Here is a 15569-nt window from a genome sequence, read left to right on the forward strand (position 1 = left end):
CCATGAACCTCAATCCCCGCCACACCGCCCTGCTCGACGAGGTGCGCGCCCACGGGCCGCAGACCATCGAAGCCCTGTCCGAGCGTTTCGGCGTGACCCTGCAGACGGTGCGGCGCGACGTGCAGCGGCTGGCCGAGGCCGGCCTGCTGGCGCGCTTTCATGGCGGCGTGCGGCTGCCCAGCTCCACCACCGAAAACATCGCCTACCGCCAGCGCCAGGCCATGCAGGCCGAGGCCAAGCTGGCCATTGCGCGGGCCGTGGCCGCGCGGGTGCCCAACGGCTGCTCGCTGATCCTCAACATCGGCACCACCATCGAAGCGGTGGCGCGCGGCCTGCTGCGCCACCGGGGACTGCGCGTGATCACCAACAACCTGCACATCGCCTCGCTGCTGAGCGCCAACCCGGAGTGCGAGGTCATCGTGGCCGGCGGCCAGGTGCGCGGCGCCGACCAGGGCATCGTGGGCGAGGCCACGGTGGATTTCATGCGCCAGTTCAAGGTCGACATCGGCCTGATCGGCATCAGCGGCATCGAGTCCGACGGCACCCTGCGCGACTACGACTACCGCGAGGTCAAGGTGGCCCGTACCATCGTGGCCCAGTCGCGCGAGGTCTGGCTGGCGGCCGACCACACCAAGTTCAACCGCCCGGCCATGGTGGAGCTGGCCCGGCTGGACGAACTCGACCTGCTGTTCACCGACCGGGCACCGCCGGCCCCCTTCGACCAGCTGCTGGCCCAGAGCCACGTGGAATGCGTGGTGGCCGACAGCGACCTCCACTGACGGGCCGCAGCGCACCCCACTTCCGGACCTATCCATGAGTTACCTGCTCGCCCTTGATCAGGGCACCTCCAGTTCGCGCAGCATCGTGTTCGACCGCGCCGGCCGCGTGGTCAGCATGGCGCAGCGCGAGTTCCGCCAGATCTACCCCCAGCCCGGCTGGGTGGAACACGACCCGCGCGACCTCTGGACCACCCAGCTGGCCACCGCCCGCGAGGCCCTGAAGAACGCCGGCCTGAGCGCCGCCGACGTGAAGGCCGTGGGCATCACCAACCAGCGCGAGACCACGGTGGTGTGGAACCGCCGCACCGGCGAGCCGGTCTACAACGCCATCGTCTGGCAGGACCGCCGGGCCGAAGACGCCTGCGCACGCCTGCGCGAGGCCGGCCACGAAGCCCGGGTGCAGGCCCTCACCGGCCTGCGCATCGACGCCTACTTCTCCGGCACCAAGCTGCAGTGGATCCTGGACAAGGTGCCGGGAGCGCGAGCCGCCGCCGAGCGCGGCGAACTGGCCTTCGGCACGGTGGACAGCTGGCTGATCTGGCAGCTCACCGGCGGGAAACGGCATGTCACCGACCACAGCAACGCCGCCCGCACGCTGCTGTTCAACATCAACACCCAGCGCTGGGACGACGAGCTGCTGGGCCTGTTGAACATTCCGGCCTTGCTCATGCCCGAGTCGCTGCCTTCGAGTGCGGACTTCGGCACGGTGGACGCGCAGTGGCTGGGCAGCGAACTGCCCATCGGCGGGGTGGCCGGCGACCAGCAGAGCGCGCTGTTCGGCCAGGCCTGCTTCCAGGCCGGCATGGCCAAGAACACCTACGGCACCGGCTGCTTCATGCTCATGCACACCGGGCAGCAGTTCCAGACCAGCCGCAACGGACTCATCACCACCGCCTGCGCCCAGCCGCCGGGCGCCCCCCAGTTCGCCCTGGAAGGCAGCGTGTTCATCGGCGGTGCGGTGGTGCAGTGGCTGCGCGACGGGCTGCGCGCCATCGAGTCGAGCAGCGAAGTGCAGGCCCTGGCCGAGAGCGTGCCGGACGCCGGCGGCGTGATGCTGGTGCCGGCCTTCACCGGGCTGGGCGCGCCCTACTGGCAGCCCGAGGCGCGCGGCAGCATCACCGGCCTGACGCGGGGCACCACCATGGCCCACATCGCCCGCGCGGCGCTGGAGAGCATCGCCTTCCAGAGCGCCGCCCTGCTGGACGCCATGAGCCGCGACGCGGTGGCCGCCGGCGGCGTGCCGGTGAGCGAGCTGCGGGTGGACGGCGGCGCCTGCGTCAACGACCTGCTCATGCAGATCCAGGCCGACCTGCTGGGCATCCCGGTGGTGCGCCCCGAGGTGGTGGAGACCACCGCCCTGGGCGCGGCCTACCTGGCCGGCCTGCACTGCGGGCTGTATGGCGGTCTGGAGGAGCTGTCCGCCCAGTGGCGTGCGGAGCGCACTTTCCACCCCACGCTGTCGCGCACCGAGGCTTCGGCCCGCATGGCGGCCTGGGAACACGCCGTGCGGCAGACAGTGGCCGCCTGAACGTCGCTTCCGGCCCGGTCGCGCAAGCCACAATGCAGGGATGAACACCCGCACCCCTTCCAACGACAGTCCCCTCATCACTTTCATCGGCGGCGGCAACATGGCCAGCGCCATCATCGGCGGCCTGCTGCGCCAGGGCCACCCGCCCGCCCGCCTGCAGGTGGTCGAACCCTGGGACGAGCAACGCAGCCGTCTGGCACAGCAGTTTCCCGGCGTGGCCCTGCACCCGGCCGCCGGCCCCGGGCTGAAAGCCTCCGACATGGTGGTCTGGGCGGTCAAACCCCAGACCTTCCGGGAAGCCGCCCTGGCCAGCGCCGCCCACCTGCAGGGCGCCCTGCACCTGAGCGTGGCCGCCGGCATCACCACCGACAGCATGACCGCCTGGCTGGGCACCGGCCGCATCGTGCGGGCCATGCCCAACACGCCGGCCCTGGTCGGCCTGGGCATGACCGGTCTGTTCGCCCGCGACGACGCCGGTGACGACGACCGCACCCTGGTCGAACAGGTGGTGCGCACCACCGGCGAACTGGCCTGGGTGCCGGTGGAGCAGGACCTCGATGCCGTGACCGCCCTGTCCGGCTCCGGTCCGGCCTATGTGTTCTATTTCCTGGAAGCCATGCGGGATGCCGGCGAGAACATGGGCCTGTCGCCCGAACTGGCCCTGCAGCTGGCCACCGGCACCTTCATCGGTGCGGCCACGCTGGCCCGACGCTCGGACGATCCGCCGCAGATCCTGCGCGAGCGGGTCACGTCCAAGGGCGGCACCACCTTTGCCGCCATCACCACCCTGCAGGCGGCCCAGGTGAAGGAGTCGTTCGAGATGGCGCTGGAGGCCGCGCGCCGGCGCGCCGAGGAACTGGGCCGCGAATACGGCGGCTGAACCGGCCCTGGCTGTCGAGGCCGCCGCGCCTCAGGCCAGCACCAGCGCGGTGCCGGCAAACACGGTCAAGCCCAGCCAGTGGTTGGTGCGGAAGGCGCGGAAGCAGCCCTCGCGGCTGCGGTCGGCGATCAGCCGCACATGCCAGCCCACCTGGGCCAGCGCCACCAGCAGGGTCAGGCCCCAGACCCACGGGCGCGCCTGCACCAGCGGCCACAGCAGCGCCGTCCAGGCCGCCAGCCACACGCCGTAGAAGGCGGCAATGGCCGGCACATCGGCCCGGCCCAGGGTGATGGCCGAGGTCTTCATGCCGATCTTCAGGTCGTCGTCGCGATCGACCATGGCGTACTCGGTGTCGTAGGCCAGCACCCAGAACAGGTTGGCCACCAGCAGCCCCCAGGCCAGCGGCGGCACCTGCTGCTGCACGGCCGCAAACGCCATGGGAATGCCGAAGCTGAAGGCCACGCCCAGCACCGCCTGCGGCATGGACACGAAGCGCTTGGCGTAGGGATAGATCAAGGTCACGGCGAGTGCGGCGAACGACCACAACACGGTGACCGTGTTGGTGGTGAGCACCAGACCGAAGGCTGCCAGCGCCAGCACCGCCCCCACGGCCAGCGCCTCGCGCACGCCCACACGGCCGCTGGTGACCGGGCGCTGGGCGGTGCGCTTGACGTGGCGGTCGAAGTCGCGGTCGGCCACGTCGTTGATGCAGCAGCCGGCGCTGCGCATGAGGATGGTGCCCAGCGTGAACACCGCCAGCAGGTGCCAGCCCGGAAAGCCGCCCGCCGCCACCCACAGCGCGGCCAGCGTGGGCCACAGCAGCAGCAGCCAGCCGGCCGGGCGGTTCCAGCGGATCAGGTCGAGGTAGAGCGACAGGCGGGAGGGCCGGTCCATCGGCAGCGTGGTCATCAGGACAGGCGTTTGACGCCCGGCAGCTCGCAGGCGTAGATGGCGTTGCGCAGTTCGGCGATGGCCTCGTACCGCGTGAAGCTGCGCCGCCAGGCCAGCACCACTCGGCGGGTGGGCGCCTCGCCCTGGAAGGGCAGGTAGCGCACGTAGGCGGAATCACCGAAGTCCTGCCCCGGGTTGGGCGCGCCCTCCAGCGCCGAGGTCGGCACCGACAGGCGCGGCACCAGGGTCACGCCCATGCCGGCGGCCACCATGTGCTTGATGGTCTCCAGCGACGAACCCTCGAAGCTCTTGCGGATGCCTTCGGTGTCGTTGGAGAAGCGGGCGAATTCAGGGCACACCTCCAGCACATGGTCGCGGAAGCAGTGCCCGGTGCCCAGCAGCAGCATGGTCTCGCGCTTGAGCTGCTCGCTGGTGATGTGGTCCTGCGCGGCCAGCGGGTGGGTGTGCGGCACGGCGGCCAGGAAGGGCTCGTCGTACAGCGGGGCCAGGGCCAGGTTGGTGTCGGGGAAGGGCTCGGCCAGGATGGCGCAGTCGATCTCGCCCAGGCGCAGCTGCTCCAGCAGGCGCGAGGTGAAGTTCTCCTGCAGCATCAGCGGCATCTGCGGGGTGCGGTCGATCACGTGGCGAACCAGGTCGGGCAGCAGGTAGGGGCCGATGGTGTAGATCACGCCCAGCTTGAGCGGGCCGGCCAGCGGGTCCTTGCCGCGCTTGGCGATCTCCTTGATGGCCGCCGCCTGCTCCAGCACCGTCTGGGCCTGGCGCACGATCTCTTCGCCCAGCGGCGTGACGGCGATCTCGGTGGCGTTGCGCTCGAAGATCTTGAGCTCCAGCTCTTCTTCCAGCTTCTTGATGGCCACCGACAAGGTGGGCTGCGACACGAAGCAGGCCTCGGCGGCCTTGCCGAAGTGCTTTTCGCGCGCCACAGCCACGATGTACTTGAGTTCGGTCAACGTCATCCGGATATTGTGCCCCCCTGCGCCGCCCGATCAGGCTTTCAGGTATTCCGCCTTGCTGCCCAGCCAGCGGGCCACATGGCGGTCGGCGGCTTCGGGGTGGCGGTCAAGCATGAGGGCGGCGGCTTCGCGGGCCCAGGCCAGCAGGTGGGTGTCGGTGGCCAGATCGGCAAAGCGCAGCAGCGGGGCACCTGACTGGCGCGCGCCCAGGAATTCGCCGGGGCCGCGGATCTCCAGGTCGCGGCGGGCGATCTCGAAGCCGTCGTTGGTCTCGGCCATGGCGCGCAGGCGCTCGCGGGCGGTCTCGCCCAGCCGGCCGCTCTCGGGCGGGGTGTACATGAGCACGCAGGCCGACGCGGCCGCCCCGCGCCCCACCCGGCCGCGCAGCTGGTGCAGCTGGCTCAGGCCGAAACGCTCGGCGTGCTCGATGACCATGAGCGAGGCGTTGGGCACGTCCACCCCGACCTCGATGACCGTGGTGGACACCAGCACGCCCATCTGCCCACCGGCAAACAACGACATGACCGCCTTCTTCTCGGCCACCGGCATGCGCGAGTGCAGCAGGCCCACCATGACGCCGGGCAGGGCCTGGCTGAGCTCGGCATGGGTGGCCGTGGCATTGGACAGGTCCAGTGCCTCGCTTTCTTCGATGAGGGGGCACACCCAGTACACCTGCCGGCCCTGATCGAGCTGGGCGCGGATGCGTTCCACCACCTCGGCACGGCGGCTGTCGCTCACCACCTTGGTGACGATGGGCGTGCGCCCGGGCGGCAGCTCGTCGATGGTGGAGACGTCCAGATCGGCGTAGTAGCTCATGGCCAGCGTCCGCGGGATGGGCGTGGCACTCATCATGAGCAGGTGCGGTTCGGCCGTGGTCTTGGCGCGCAGCGCCAGCCGCTGCGCCACACCGAAACGGTGCTGCTCGTCGATGATGGCCAGCGCCAGATCGGCGAACTGCACCTGGTCCTGGATGACGGCGTGCGTGCCCACCACCAGCGCGGCCTCGCCGCTGGCGATCAGGGCCAGCATGGCCTGGCGCTGGGCCTTTTTCTGGCTGCCGGTGAGCCAGGCCACCCTTTTGCCCAGGGGCGCCAGCAGGGGCTCCAGCCAGCCCACCAGCTTGCCGAAGTGCTGCTCGGCCAGGATCTCGGTGGGCGCCATCAGGGCGCACTGCCGGCCGGCGTCGATGGCCACGGTGGCGGCCAGCGCAGCCACCACCGTCTTGCCCGAACCCACGTCGCCCTGCAGCAGGCGGTGCATGGGCACCGGGCGGGCCAGGTCGAGCAGGATCTCTTCCACCACCCGGCGTTGCGCGGCCGTCAGCGCAAACGGCAGGGCCGCCAGCAACTGCTCCTGCAGGCCGCCGCGGCGGGTGGGGAGCACCGGCGCGGTGAGTGCATCGCGCTCGCGCTTGGCCATGGCCTGCGAGAGCTGCTGGGCCAGCAGCTCCTCGGCCTTCAGGCGCTGCCAGGCCGGGTGGCTGCGGTCTTCGAGCGCGGCCAGGGCCACATCCGGCCCCGGGTGGTGCAGGTACTGCAGGGCCTGGCGCAGGGTCCAGGCGCCGCGCACCACGGCCTGCAGGGACTGCAGCACGTCCGTCGGCAGCGTCTCGCTCAGGTCGGCGCGTTTCAGTCCGCTGGCCACCACCTTGCGCAGGTAGGCCTGGGGCAGCTGGGCGCTGGTGGGATACACCGGCGTGAGGGCCTGCGGCAGCTCGCCGCTGGCGGCCCTGAAGGCCGGGTGCAGCAGCGTCCAGCCCAGGAAGCCGCCGCGCAGCTCGCCCCGGGCGCGGATGCGTTCGCCCACGGCCAGCGTCTTGAGGTGGGCCGGGTAGAAGCTGAAGAAGCGCAGGGTGCAGGTGTCGGTGCCGTCGTCCAGCGTGACCACCAGCTGCTTGCGCGGCCGGTACTGCACTTCGCTGTGGGTCACCGTGCCCTCGATCTGCACCGGCAGGCCTTCACGCGCCTCGTTCAGCGGGGTGATGCGGGTCTCGTCCTCGTAACGCAACGGCAGGTGCAGGGCCAGGTCGATGTCGCGCACCAGGCCCAGGCGCTGCAACGCCTTCTGGGGCGCGGACAGCGGCTTTTTCTCGGTCGGGGCGGTGGGCGCGGCGGGCATCGGATAATTGTGCCTTCCGCTCCCCTCCCCTCCACTTGGAACGGGTCCGTCCGGCCCTCAAGCAGCATGACCTCCTCTCCTGCGGCGCCCCGCGCCTTCACCCTGGGTGACTTCGATTTCGCCCTGCCCCCCGAACTGATCGCCCAGCACCCCGCCGCCGAACGCAGCGCCTCGCGCCTGCTGGACGGCACCGGTGCTGCCCCGGTGGACCGCGTGTTCCGCGACCTGCCCGGCCTGCTGCAGCCCGGCGATCTGCTGGTGTTCAACGACACCCAGGTCATCAAGGCCCGCCTCTTCGGCGAAAAGTCCACCGGCGGCAAGGTGGAGCTGCTGGTCGAGCGGGTGCTGACCGACCACGAGGTGGTGGCCCACATGAAGGTCAGCAAGAAGCCGGCCGTGGGTGGCGTCATCCACCTGGCCGGTGGCTGCACCGCCACCCTGGTGGGACGCTGGCCCGACGACAACGGCGCGCTGTTCCGCTTCCGCTTCAGCCAGGAGCCGCACGCGGTGATGCAGGCCCACGGCCATGTGCCGCTGCCGCCCTACATCACCCACGAGGACACGGCCGACGACGAACGCCGCTACCAGACCGTGTTCGCCAGAAACCCCGGTGCCGTGGCCGCTCCCACCGCCGCCCTGCACTTCGACGAAGGCGTGCTGGCCGCCCTGCGCGAACGCGGGGTGCACACCGCCGAGGTCACGCTGCACGTGGGGGCCGGCACCTTCCAGCCGGTCAAGACCGACAACATCGCCGAACACACCATGCACGCCGAGTGGTACCGGGTGCCGGCCTCCACCATTGCAGCCATCGAGGCCTGCCGTGCGCGCGGCGGCCGGGTGGTGGCCGTGGGGACCACCAGCGTGCGCACGCTGGAGAGCTGGGCCCGCAGCGGCCAGACCGAGGGCGACACCAGCATCTTCATCACGCCGGGCTTCGAGTTCCGGGTGGTGGACCTGCTCATCACCAACTTCCACCTGCCCAAGAGCACGCTCATGATGCTCATCAGTGCCCTGGCCGGGCACCGGCAGGTGATGGACCTGTACGCGCACGCCATTGCGCAGCGCTACCGCTTCTTCAGCTATGGCGACGCCATGCTGCTGGCCCGCGCCTCATCCTGATCGAGGAGCTTGTCTGTGCGTCTGTCTGCCACCGCCCTGCTGACCCTGGCACTGGCCCTGCCGGCCCAGGCCGCCGATCCGGGCCCGTCGGGGTATGCGAGCCAGGGTCTGTGTGCCGGCTACCCGGCCATCGACCTGACGGTCCCTGCGGGCTGGTGTGCCGGGCTGGTGGCCGATGCCCGCGACGGCCTGCGCATGCCCCGCCGGCTGATCGAGGTGACACAGAACCGCTTCTGGATCATCGACATGGGCAACTGGGAGCCGCGGCGCGGCCGCCTGCTGGAACTGCGCACCGACATCGCCCCCGGACAGCCCGGCCGCATCGCCGTGCTCGCCAGCGGCCTGGACCGGCCCCACGGCCTGGTGATGGGGCCGGACGGTCAGGTGTATGTCGGCGAGGCCGGCACCCTGTGGCGCACCCGCCCGGCCGACCTGGCCCAGGGCCCGCTGCAGCGCGAGGTGCTCAAGGCCGGGCTGCCCGCCGACGGGGCCCACCCGCTCAAGGAGCTGGCCTTTGCGCCGGACGGCCGCCTGCTGGTCAACCTGGGATCGGCCACCGATGCCTGCCGCAGCGACGGCCCGGTGCAGACACAGCCTGTGCCCTGCCCGGAGCTGCAGGGGCCGCAGCCCCGTGCGGCCGTCTACCAGGCCCGGGTCGGTGCCGCCGGCCTGGAAGGCTGGGCACCGCTGGCCACGGGCCTGCGCAACTCGCTGGGGCTGGCCGGCACGCGCGCAGCCGACGGCACGGTGCGCCTGTGGCAGGCCGAGAACTCGGTCGACTACACCGACGCCACGCTGCCGGCCGAAGAACTCAACGAACTCGTGCCCGGCGCCTCGTTCGGCTGGCCGTACTGCGTGAGCGATGCGCGCGGCCGCAGCGTGACCACCCGTGGTTACGAAGGGCGGGCGACCTGCAGCGAGCACCGTGCGCCCCATGCGGCATGGCCGGCGCATGCGGCGCCGCTGCAGCTGCTGGCGGTGCCGGCCACGGACGCCGCCACCCCCCCCGACTCGCCCTGGCACGGCCGGTTGCTGGCGGTATGGCACGGCTACCGCGATGTCGGACACCGGGTGACCGGCTGGGCCCTCGGCGCGGACGGCCGCCCCACCGGCGCCCGCCAGGACCTGGTGGCCGGCTGGCAGGCCGCCCCCGGGGTGCGCCCGCGCGGCACACCCGCCGGCATCACCCTGGACCATCTGAACCGGCTGTGGATCGTGGAAGACCGCAACCGCACCGTCATCGTCGTGGCCCCCCGGCCCTGACCCTCCTCATTCCTCTCACGGAACACACCCATGCTGCAGTTCGACCTGCTCCACACCGACCCCGACAGCCACGCCCGGCGCGGCCGGCTCACGCTCAACCACGGCGTGGTGCAGACGCCCATCTTCATGCCGGTGGGCACCTACGGCACGGTCAAGGGCGTGATGCCCGCCAGCCTGGAGGACATGGGCGCGCAGATCATCCTGGGCAACACCTTCCACCTGTGGATGCGCCCGGGCCAGGAAGTGATGCAGAGCTTTGGCGGCCTGCACGGCTTCGAGCGCTGGAACAAGCCCATCCTGACCGACTCGGGCGGCTTCCAGGTGTGGTCGCTGGGGAACATGAGGAAGATCACCGAGGAAGGCGTGCACTTCGCCAGCCCGGTCAACGGCGACAAGCTGTTCATGTCGCCCGAGGTCAGCATGCAGATCCAGACCTGGCTCAACAGCGACATCGTCATGCAGCTCGACGAGTGCACGCCCTACGAGACCGACGGCCACATCACCACCATCGACGAAGCCCGCCGCAGCATGGAGATGAGCCTGCGCTGGGCCAGGCGCTCGCAGGACGAGTTCGCCCGCCTGGGCAACCCGAACGCACTGTTCGGCATCGTGCAGGGCGGCATGTTCGAGTCGCTGCGGGAAGAGTCGCTGGACGCCCTGGTGGCCATGGACTTCCCCGGCTACGCCGTGGGTGGCGTGAGCGTGGGCGAGCCCAAGGACCTGATGCGCCGCATCATGGCCCACACGCCGCACCGCCTGCCGGCCCACAAGCCGCGCTACCTCATGGGCGTGGGCACGCCGGAAGACCTGGTGCAGGGCGTGGCCGACGGCGTGGACATGTTCGACTGCGTCATGCCCACCCGCAATGCGCGCAACGGCACGCTGTTCACCCGCTTCGGCGATCTGAAGATCCGCAACGCCCGCCACAAGACCGACCACCGACCGCTCGACACCACCTGCACCTGCCACGCCTGTGCCGGGCGCTCGGGCGTGAGCTGGGATGATGGCGGCCGCGAGGGCTTCAGCCGCGCCTACCTGCACCACCTCGACCGCTGCGGCGAGATGCTCGGCCCCATGCTGGCCACCATCCACAACCTGCACTACTACCTCAACCTCATGCGCGAGGTGCGGGAGGCGCTGGAGGCCGGCCGCTTCGGTGCCTTCCGGGCACAGTTCGCGGCCGACCGGGCGCGCGGCGTCTAGCCGGCCGACGGGCTGGCGGCCCCCTGCACCGCCGCCGGCTCGCCGCAGCCGTGGCAGTAGCGGGCGAACGCGTTCTTGCGCGTCTGGCAGGCACCGCATCGGTTGTGCAGGCAGATGCCGCAGTGCGGGCAGAAATCGTTGGCCGGGTCCTTCAGGTCCACCGTGCGTTCGCAGCCGGGGCACACGCCCTTGGCCAGGCGGGTGAGGGCCAGGTCGTAGTCCAGCGCCTGGCGGCGTTCGGTGTCGGGCAAGGTCTCGGCCTGGCGCTGGCGCTCCTGGTAGCGCTGCAGGGCGGCGATGGCATGGCGCCCGCCCAGCACCGTGATGACGATGCCCACGATGTAGTGCACATAGCCGCCGTAGCTGGGCAGGTAGGGCACCAGCTCCACGAAGAAGGCCACGCCGGCAAAGATGACGAAGCCCCACACGAACGGCCAGGCGCTGGTGTGGCGCTTGCGCACGAACAGCCAGCCGGCCACGGCCAGCAGCGGCAGGGTGAGCGCCAGGCGGTAGGCGAACACCCGCAGTTCCTGGGCCCGGCGGGCGCTGTCGAACTGCTGCCGCGCACCGTCCTGCAGTTGCTGCAGCTCGGTCTGTGACCGGTCGCGGCCCTGGCGCACATCCAGCAGCGACTGCTGGCGCGCCTCCACCGCCGCCAGTGCCTGGCGCTCGGCCTGGCGCAGGCCATCCAGCGCGCGGGTGCGCTGCACCAGCTCGTCGTCCTGGTCGGGCCGCTGGGTGGCGCTGCGGGTGGCCAGCCACTGCTGGAAGCTGTCGCGCGCCGCGCGGTGGTTGGCCTGGGCCGCCTGCTGCTGCAGCTGCAGCTGCTCCAGCTCGGCCTGCAGGTCGCGTTCGGCACGGTCGGCTTCGCGGATGGCGGCCTTGAGTGCCGGTGCCCGCTGCGGGTCCAGAAAGTCGTCCAGCGTGCGCTGCTGCTCCACCTGCGGCAGATCGCCGACGATGGTGCTGCCCAGGCCGGTGAGGAACCAGGCGAACACGAAGGCCAGCAGCCACAGGCCGCGGCGAAACCATTTTTCGGACCAGCGCAAGGCTTTGCTCATGGGGGCTCCCAGGGTTGGCATGAAGTCAGTTCGGCAGTGACAGGGTCTGCACCGGCCCGGCCAGCTGGCTGCGGCCCAGCCAGGCAAAGACCGAGTCCACCGTCACCGTGTCGATGCGGTCGGCAAACCGCAATTCGTTCGGATGATCGTCGAAAGCGATGTGGGCCGTGCCCACGCGGGCGCCCAGGCGCTGCATCGGCCGGATGGTCAGGCGGGTGGGCTGGTAGCCCTTGAACCTGAGCCAGGCCTGCGCGGCCTCGCGCTCGGCCACGCCGGGCTCCACCATGGTGGCCATGGCCTCGATGGCCCATTGGTTGGACTGCTGGTAGCGCGTGCCCCAGGCGTAGCTGACCATGTTGTAGGCCGGCTGGTGGATGCGCAGCGGGCGCTCGCCCTCGGTGAGTGCGGCGTGCAGCGGGGCCTGCAGCGCCGGGGCCGGCACCACCCAGGCGGCCTCGAAGCGCCAGAGGTCGTCCAGGAAGAACACGCCCAGACCCTGGCGGTGGATCTGGCCCTGGGCCGTGCCGCAGTCGTTGAGCTTGTGCAGCACGCGCCAGGTGCCGTCGGGCAGGCGGTATGCCCAGCCCAGGTGGGAGTAGCGCAGGCCATGGGCGCTCAGGTCCTGGCCGGCACGGGCCAGCACCACCACGCGGGTGCCGTCGCGCTGATGGGCCGCGTCCAGCGCGGCATGGGTGCGCTGGGCCAGGTCCAGGCCACGCTGCAGCGACGCGGGCGACAGCGGTTTCTGTTCGCACGACTGGCCGGCGTGCGCCGCCGATGCGGCCAGGGCCACCAGCAGGGCGATGGCGGTGAGGCGGGCTTTCATCGGGTCACCTGCTCGCTGGCCAGCAGGGCTTCGCCCAGGGCGGTGGGAATGAAGGCCAGCACCTGGCCGGAGGCCGACAGCATGACGCCGGCGCCCGTCATGCTGACCGTGACCAGGGTGCCCACGCCCACCGACGCCGCCCCGGCGGCCCGGGTGGACAGGCGCACGCTGGCACGGGCGCCGTCGGACAGGCGCTCCAGCACCCAGACCGTGCCCTGGGCCGACAGCTCCACCGCCTTGACCACCAGCACCGCCCCACCCGCCGACAGGGCCAGCGGCACGGTGGTCACGGCCGATGCAGCGCCCGACGCCGCCACCGCCGAGCCGGCCACGACGGAGGCCACCGGCAGGGCCGAGACGGCCACCGAGGCCTCGCTCTGGGCATGGGAGAGAGAGCTGGTCAGCAAGGCCATCGACAGGCCGGCGGCCACCAGGGCGCGTTGCAGGAGAACGGGACGGAACATGAAACACCTCGGGGGTTGGTTGAACACGGGGCGCATGGTGGGGCGCCGGTGTGCGTCACACCCCCGGTTGTCTGCGGTTGTCCGACGGCGCGGCACCGCCGGTAGCGTGGCGCGATACCGGCGTGCCGGCGTGCCGGCGCCCTGACGGAATCCTGATGCCGGGCGTGGTAGCGTGCCGGTGTCCCACTGCCCGCCCATGCCGACCCGCTCCGCTCAACCGCTCCTGCTGGCCCGCTGGCCCGCTGCCTTCAGCCTGCTGGCCTGGGCCATCACCTGGGGCCTGATGCTGGCCCTGGACGGACGCATGGACCTGGCCAACCTGGCGCTGCTGCTGGTGCTGGGCGCGACCGTGGCGGCCATCGGCTCGTCGCGGGCAGTGGCCCTGATCGCCTGTGCAGCCTCGGTGGTGGGCTTCAACTACGCCTTCGTGCCGCCGCGCGGCACGCTCACCGTGGGTCTGCACCAGCATGCGGTGCTGCTGCTCACCCTGCTGGCGGTGAGCGGCATCGTCACCCTGCTCATGGGCCGCTTGCGCTGGCACGCCGCACGGGCCACCGAACACGCCCGACGGTCCGACCGGCTGCGGCAACTGGGCGACACCCTGCGGCAGCTCGACGACCCGGCCGAACAGGCCGCTGCCTTGCGTGCTGCCCTGCAGGCCGAGTGGCCCGTGCCGGCCGGTGCCGAAGCAGTGGTGCTGTGGCTCGATGAACAGGGCAGCGAGCACTGGACCGGCACCGCCACGCCCGACGATGCCGACGGGCTGCGCCTGTGCCGGGAACAGGGCCGGGCCCTCGGGCCAGGGAGCGGGCGCCACGAAGAGCGCAGTGCCTGGTACCTGCCGCTGCGGGGTCGCCAGGCCACGCACGGCGCGGCGCTGGTGCCCGGGGCGCCGGCACCGGCCGAGGCCATCGAGGTGCTGGCACAACTGCAGGCCCTGTGCGATCTGCTGGGCGGGGTGCGCGAACGCCAGCGGGCCCTCGACGCCGCCGCTGGAGCGCGGGAACAGGCGGCCGACCATGCCCTGCGCAACACCCTGCTGACCGCCATCGCCCACGACCACCGCACGCCGCTGGCCACCATCCTGGGGGCGGCCAGTGCCCTGCACGACCAGGTCGGCCGGCTGGACACGGAGCAGCAACAGCGGTTGGCCGCCACCATCGCCGACGAGGCCGGTCAGCTGGCCCGGCTCACCGACAACACGCTGCAGCTGGCACGCCTGGGCAGCCCCGGCATCACCCTGCAGACCGACTGGGTGGCGGTGGAAGACCTGGTGGGGCCGGTGCTCGCCCGGGCCCGACGGCGCGATGCGCAACACCGCATCCAGGCCCGGCTCGACCCCGGCCTGCCCCTGTTGCGGGTGGATGCCGTGCTGCTGGTGCAGCTGCTGGACAACCTGATCGACAACGCGCTCAAACACGGCGGCGCCGGCGCGCCGGTGGAACTGCTGGCGCAGCACCAGGGCGATGCCGTGGTGCTGACGGTGCAGGACCGTGGACCGGGCGTGCCGCCGGCCCTGCAGGCGCGCCTGTTCGAGCGGTTTCAGCGCGCCGACACGGCGGGTGCACCACCCGAAGCGGCGCCGCGCTCCGGTGCCGGGCTGGGCCTGGCCCTGTGCCGCGCCATCGCCCGGGCGCATGGCGGCGACATCGGCTGGCGGGCACGCCGCGGCGGCGGCAGCCGGTTCGAGGTGCGCCTGCCGCTGCACGACCTGCCCGGTGGATCGCCGGCCGACGCGGAGGATGCGGCATGAGCCTGGGCGTGCTGCTGGTGGAAGACGACCGCGAACTGCGGCGCACCCTGCAGCAGGCGCTGGAGGTCGAGGGCTACCGGGTGGCCGCTGCGGCCAGCCTGGCCGACGCACGCGCCCTGCTGGCCCACGCACCGACCGATGCCGGCTTCGACCTGGTGCTGCTGGACCTGGGCCTGCCCGATGGCGAGGGCAGCGCCCTGCTGGCCGAACTGCGGCAGCGGTCCGGCACGCCGGTGCTGGTGATCTCGGCCCGCATGGACGAAGGCCCCAAGGTGCAGCTGCTCGATGCCGGCGCCGACGACTACCTGATCAAGCCGTTCAGCCTGGCCGAGCTGCTGGCCCGCATGCGGGTGGCCTTGCGGCACCGGGGCCGCCATGCCCGGCCGGCCACGCGGCGGCTGACCGTGGCCGGGGTGAGCATCGACCTGGAGACGCGGCGGGTGCAGCGCGAAGGGCAGGACGTGCACCTCACGCCCACCGAATACCGGCTGCTGGCCCGGCTGGTGCGCCAGGCCGGTCAGGTGGTGACGCACCGGCAGCTGCTGGTGGATGTGTGGGGGCCGGAGTTCAGCCACCACACGCACTACCTGCGGCTGTACATGGCGCAGCTGCGGGCCAAGCTGGAAGCCGACCCGGCCGATCCGCAGCTGCTCATCACCGAACCCGGGGTGGGTTACCGCCTGACCGACGGCGAGCAACGGGACCGCTGA

Annotated in this window: 14 protein-coding genes; 8 read left to right on the top strand and 6 right to left on the bottom strand. The window is 71.6% G+C overall.

The annotated features are described in order from the left end of the window. The first annotated feature begins 2 nt into the window (after window positions 1-2). Genes WD026_RS10290 through proC form a run of 3 tightly spaced genes read left to right on the top strand, consistent with a single transcriptional unit; the run spans window position 3 to window position 3187 of the window. Entirely contained in the window at window positions 3-779 is a 777-nt protein-coding gene (locus WD026_RS10290; protein WP_425723563.1) for a DeoR/GlpR family DNA-binding transcription regulator, read from the top strand. 34 nt (window positions 780-813) lie between these two features. Further along, window positions 814-2307, top strand: coding sequence for a glycerol kinase GlpK (glpK, locus tag WD026_RS10295; RefSeq protein ID WP_425723564.1), 1494 nt, complete (start codon window positions 814-816; stop codon window positions 2305-2307). Between the two features lie 40 nt (window positions 2308-2347). Then, window positions 2348-3187 carry a pyrroline-5-carboxylate reductase gene (gene proC / locus WD026_RS10300; protein ID WP_425723565.1) on the top strand — a complete coding sequence of 280 codons (840 nt, stop codon included), beginning with the start codon at window positions 2348-2350 and terminating at the stop codon, window positions 3185-3187. Window positions 3188-3217: 30 nt separating this feature from the next. On the opposite strand, the gene ubiA is transcribed toward proC, so the two are convergent. From ubiA to recG, 3 genes are read right to left on the bottom strand one after another with little or no spacing between them, the layout of a single operon-like run. After that, a complete protein-coding gene (gene ubiA, locus WD026_RS10305; protein ID WP_425723566.1) occupies window positions 3218-4096 on the bottom strand; it encodes a 4-hydroxybenzoate octaprenyltransferase in 879 nt (292 codons plus the stop codon). Further along, window positions 4096-5055, bottom strand: coding sequence for a LysR substrate-binding domain-containing protein (locus WD026_RS10310; protein WP_425723567.1), 960 nt, complete (start codon window positions 5053-5055; stop codon window positions 4096-4098). The genes ubiA and WD026_RS10310 overlap by 1 nt, the downstream gene beginning before the upstream one ends. 30 nt (window positions 5056-5085) lie before the next feature. Next, window positions 5086-7170, bottom strand: coding sequence for an ATP-dependent DNA helicase RecG (gene recG, locus WD026_RS10315; RefSeq protein ID WP_425723568.1), 2085 nt, complete (start codon window positions 7168-7170; stop codon window positions 5086-5088). Between the two features lie 66 nt (window positions 7171-7236). Here recG and queA point away from each other — a divergent pair, with 66 nt between their 5' ends. Genes queA through tgt form a run of 3 tightly spaced genes read left to right on the top strand, consistent with a single transcriptional unit; the run spans window position 7237 to window position 10755 of the window. After that, window positions 7237-8289: a tRNA preQ1(34) S-adenosylmethionine ribosyltransferase-isomerase QueA gene (gene queA, locus WD026_RS10320; RefSeq protein WP_425723569.1), complete on the top strand. Its 1053-nt coding sequence runs from the start codon at window positions 7237-7239 to the stop codon at window positions 8287-8289. 15 nt (window positions 8290-8304) lie between these two features. Further along, a complete protein-coding gene (locus WD026_RS10325; protein WP_425723570.1) occupies window positions 8305-9552 on the top strand; it encodes a PQQ-dependent sugar dehydrogenase in 1248 nt (415 codons plus the stop codon). A 30-nt stretch (window positions 9553-9582) separates the two neighbouring features. After that, window positions 9583-10755 (top strand): tRNA guanosine(34) transglycosylase Tgt, encoded by a 1173-nt coding sequence (tgt, locus tag WD026_RS10330; RefSeq protein WP_425723571.1) that lies wholly within the window; start codon window positions 9583-9585, stop codon window positions 10753-10755. On the opposite strand, the gene WD026_RS10335 is transcribed toward tgt, so the two are convergent. The 3 genes from WD026_RS10335 to WD026_RS10345 are packed head-to-tail and all read right to left on the bottom strand — an operon-like array spanning window position 10752 to window position 13106. Continuing rightward, the gene (locus tag WD026_RS10335; RefSeq protein ID WP_425723572.1) at window positions 10752-11816 is read right to left on the bottom strand and encodes a serine endopeptidase; all 1065 of its coding nucleotides are present in this window, start codon (window positions 11814-11816) and stop codon (window positions 10752-10754) included. The two genes, tgt and WD026_RS10335, sit on opposite strands and share 4 nt — an antisense overlap. 25 nt (window positions 11817-11841) lie before the next feature. Then, window positions 11842-12642 carry a DUF2145 domain-containing protein gene (locus tag WD026_RS10340; protein WP_425723573.1) on the bottom strand — a complete coding sequence of 267 codons (801 nt, stop codon included), beginning with the start codon at window positions 12640-12642 and terminating at the stop codon, window positions 11842-11844. Then, window positions 12639-13106, bottom strand: coding sequence for a hypothetical protein (locus tag WD026_RS10345; protein WP_425723574.1), 468 nt, complete (start codon window positions 13104-13106; stop codon window positions 12639-12641). Before WD026_RS10345 ends, WD026_RS10340 begins: the two co-directional genes overlap by 4 nt. Before the next feature lie 196 nt (window positions 13107-13302). On the opposite strand from WD026_RS10345, the gene WD026_RS10350 reads away from it, so the two are divergent. Both WD026_RS10350 and WD026_RS10355 read left to right on the top strand, forming a co-directional pair. Continuing rightward, window positions 13303-14859: a sensor histidine kinase gene (locus WD026_RS10350; RefSeq protein ID WP_425723575.1), complete on the top strand. Its 1557-nt coding sequence runs from the start codon at window positions 13303-13305 to the stop codon at window positions 14857-14859. After that, a complete protein-coding gene (locus WD026_RS10355) occupies window positions 14856-15569 on the top strand; it encodes a response regulator (RefSeq protein ID WP_425723576.1) in 714 nt (237 codons plus the stop codon). Before WD026_RS10350 ends, WD026_RS10355 begins: the two co-directional genes overlap by 4 nt.

Source organism: Hydrogenophaga sp. R2 (assembly GCF_049843595.1).
Taxonomy (GTDB): Bacteria; Pseudomonadota; Gammaproteobacteria; order Burkholderiales; family Burkholderiaceae_C; genus Hydrogenophaga.

Bases quoted from the DNA above. Each gene is read 5' to 3' on its own strand.
- WD026_RS10290 (WP_425723563.1), top strand. From the start codon at position 3: ATGAACCTCAATCCCCGCCACACCGCCCTGCTCGACGAGGTGCGCGCC.
- glpK (WP_425723564.1), top strand. From the start codon at position 814: ATGAGTTACCTGCTCGCCCTTGATCAGGGCACCTCCAGTTCGCGCAGC.
- proC (WP_425723565.1), top strand. From the start codon at position 2,348: ATGAACACCCGCACCCCTTCCAACGACAGTCCCCTCATCACTTTCATC.
- ubiA (WP_425723566.1), bottom strand. From the start codon at position 4,096: ATGACCACGCTGCCGATGGACCGGCCCTCCCGCCTGTCGCTCTACCTC.
- WD026_RS10310 (WP_425723567.1), bottom strand. From the start codon at position 5,055: ATGACGTTGACCGAACTCAAGTACATCGTGGCTGTGGCGCGCGAAAAG.
- recG (WP_425723568.1), bottom strand. From the start codon at position 7,170: ATGCCCGCCGCGCCCACCGCCCCGACCGAGAAAAAGCCGCTGTCCGCG.
- queA (WP_425723569.1), top strand. From the start codon at position 7,237: ATGACCTCCTCTCCTGCGGCGCCCCGCGCCTTCACCCTGGGTGACTTC.
- tgt (WP_425723571.1), top strand. From the start codon at position 9,583: ATGCTGCAGTTCGACCTGCTCCACACCGACCCCGACAGCCACGCCCGG.
- WD026_RS10335 (WP_425723572.1), bottom strand. From the start codon at position 11,816: ATGAGCAAAGCCTTGCGCTGGTCCGAAAAATGGTTTCGCCGCGGCCTG.
- WD026_RS10340 (WP_425723573.1), bottom strand. From the start codon at position 12,642: ATGAAAGCCCGCCTCACCGCCATCGCCCTGCTGGTGGCCCTGGCCGCA.
- WD026_RS10345 (WP_425723574.1), bottom strand. From the start codon at position 13,106: ATGTTCCGTCCCGTTCTCCTGCAACGCGCCCTGGTGGCCGCCGGCCTG.
- WD026_RS10350 (WP_425723575.1), top strand. From the start codon at position 13,303: ATGCCGACCCGCTCCGCTCAACCGCTCCTGCTGGCCCGCTGGCCCGCT.
- WD026_RS10355 (WP_425723576.1), top strand. From the start codon at position 14,856: ATGAGCCTGGGCGTGCTGCTGGTGGAAGACGACCGCGAACTGCGGCGC.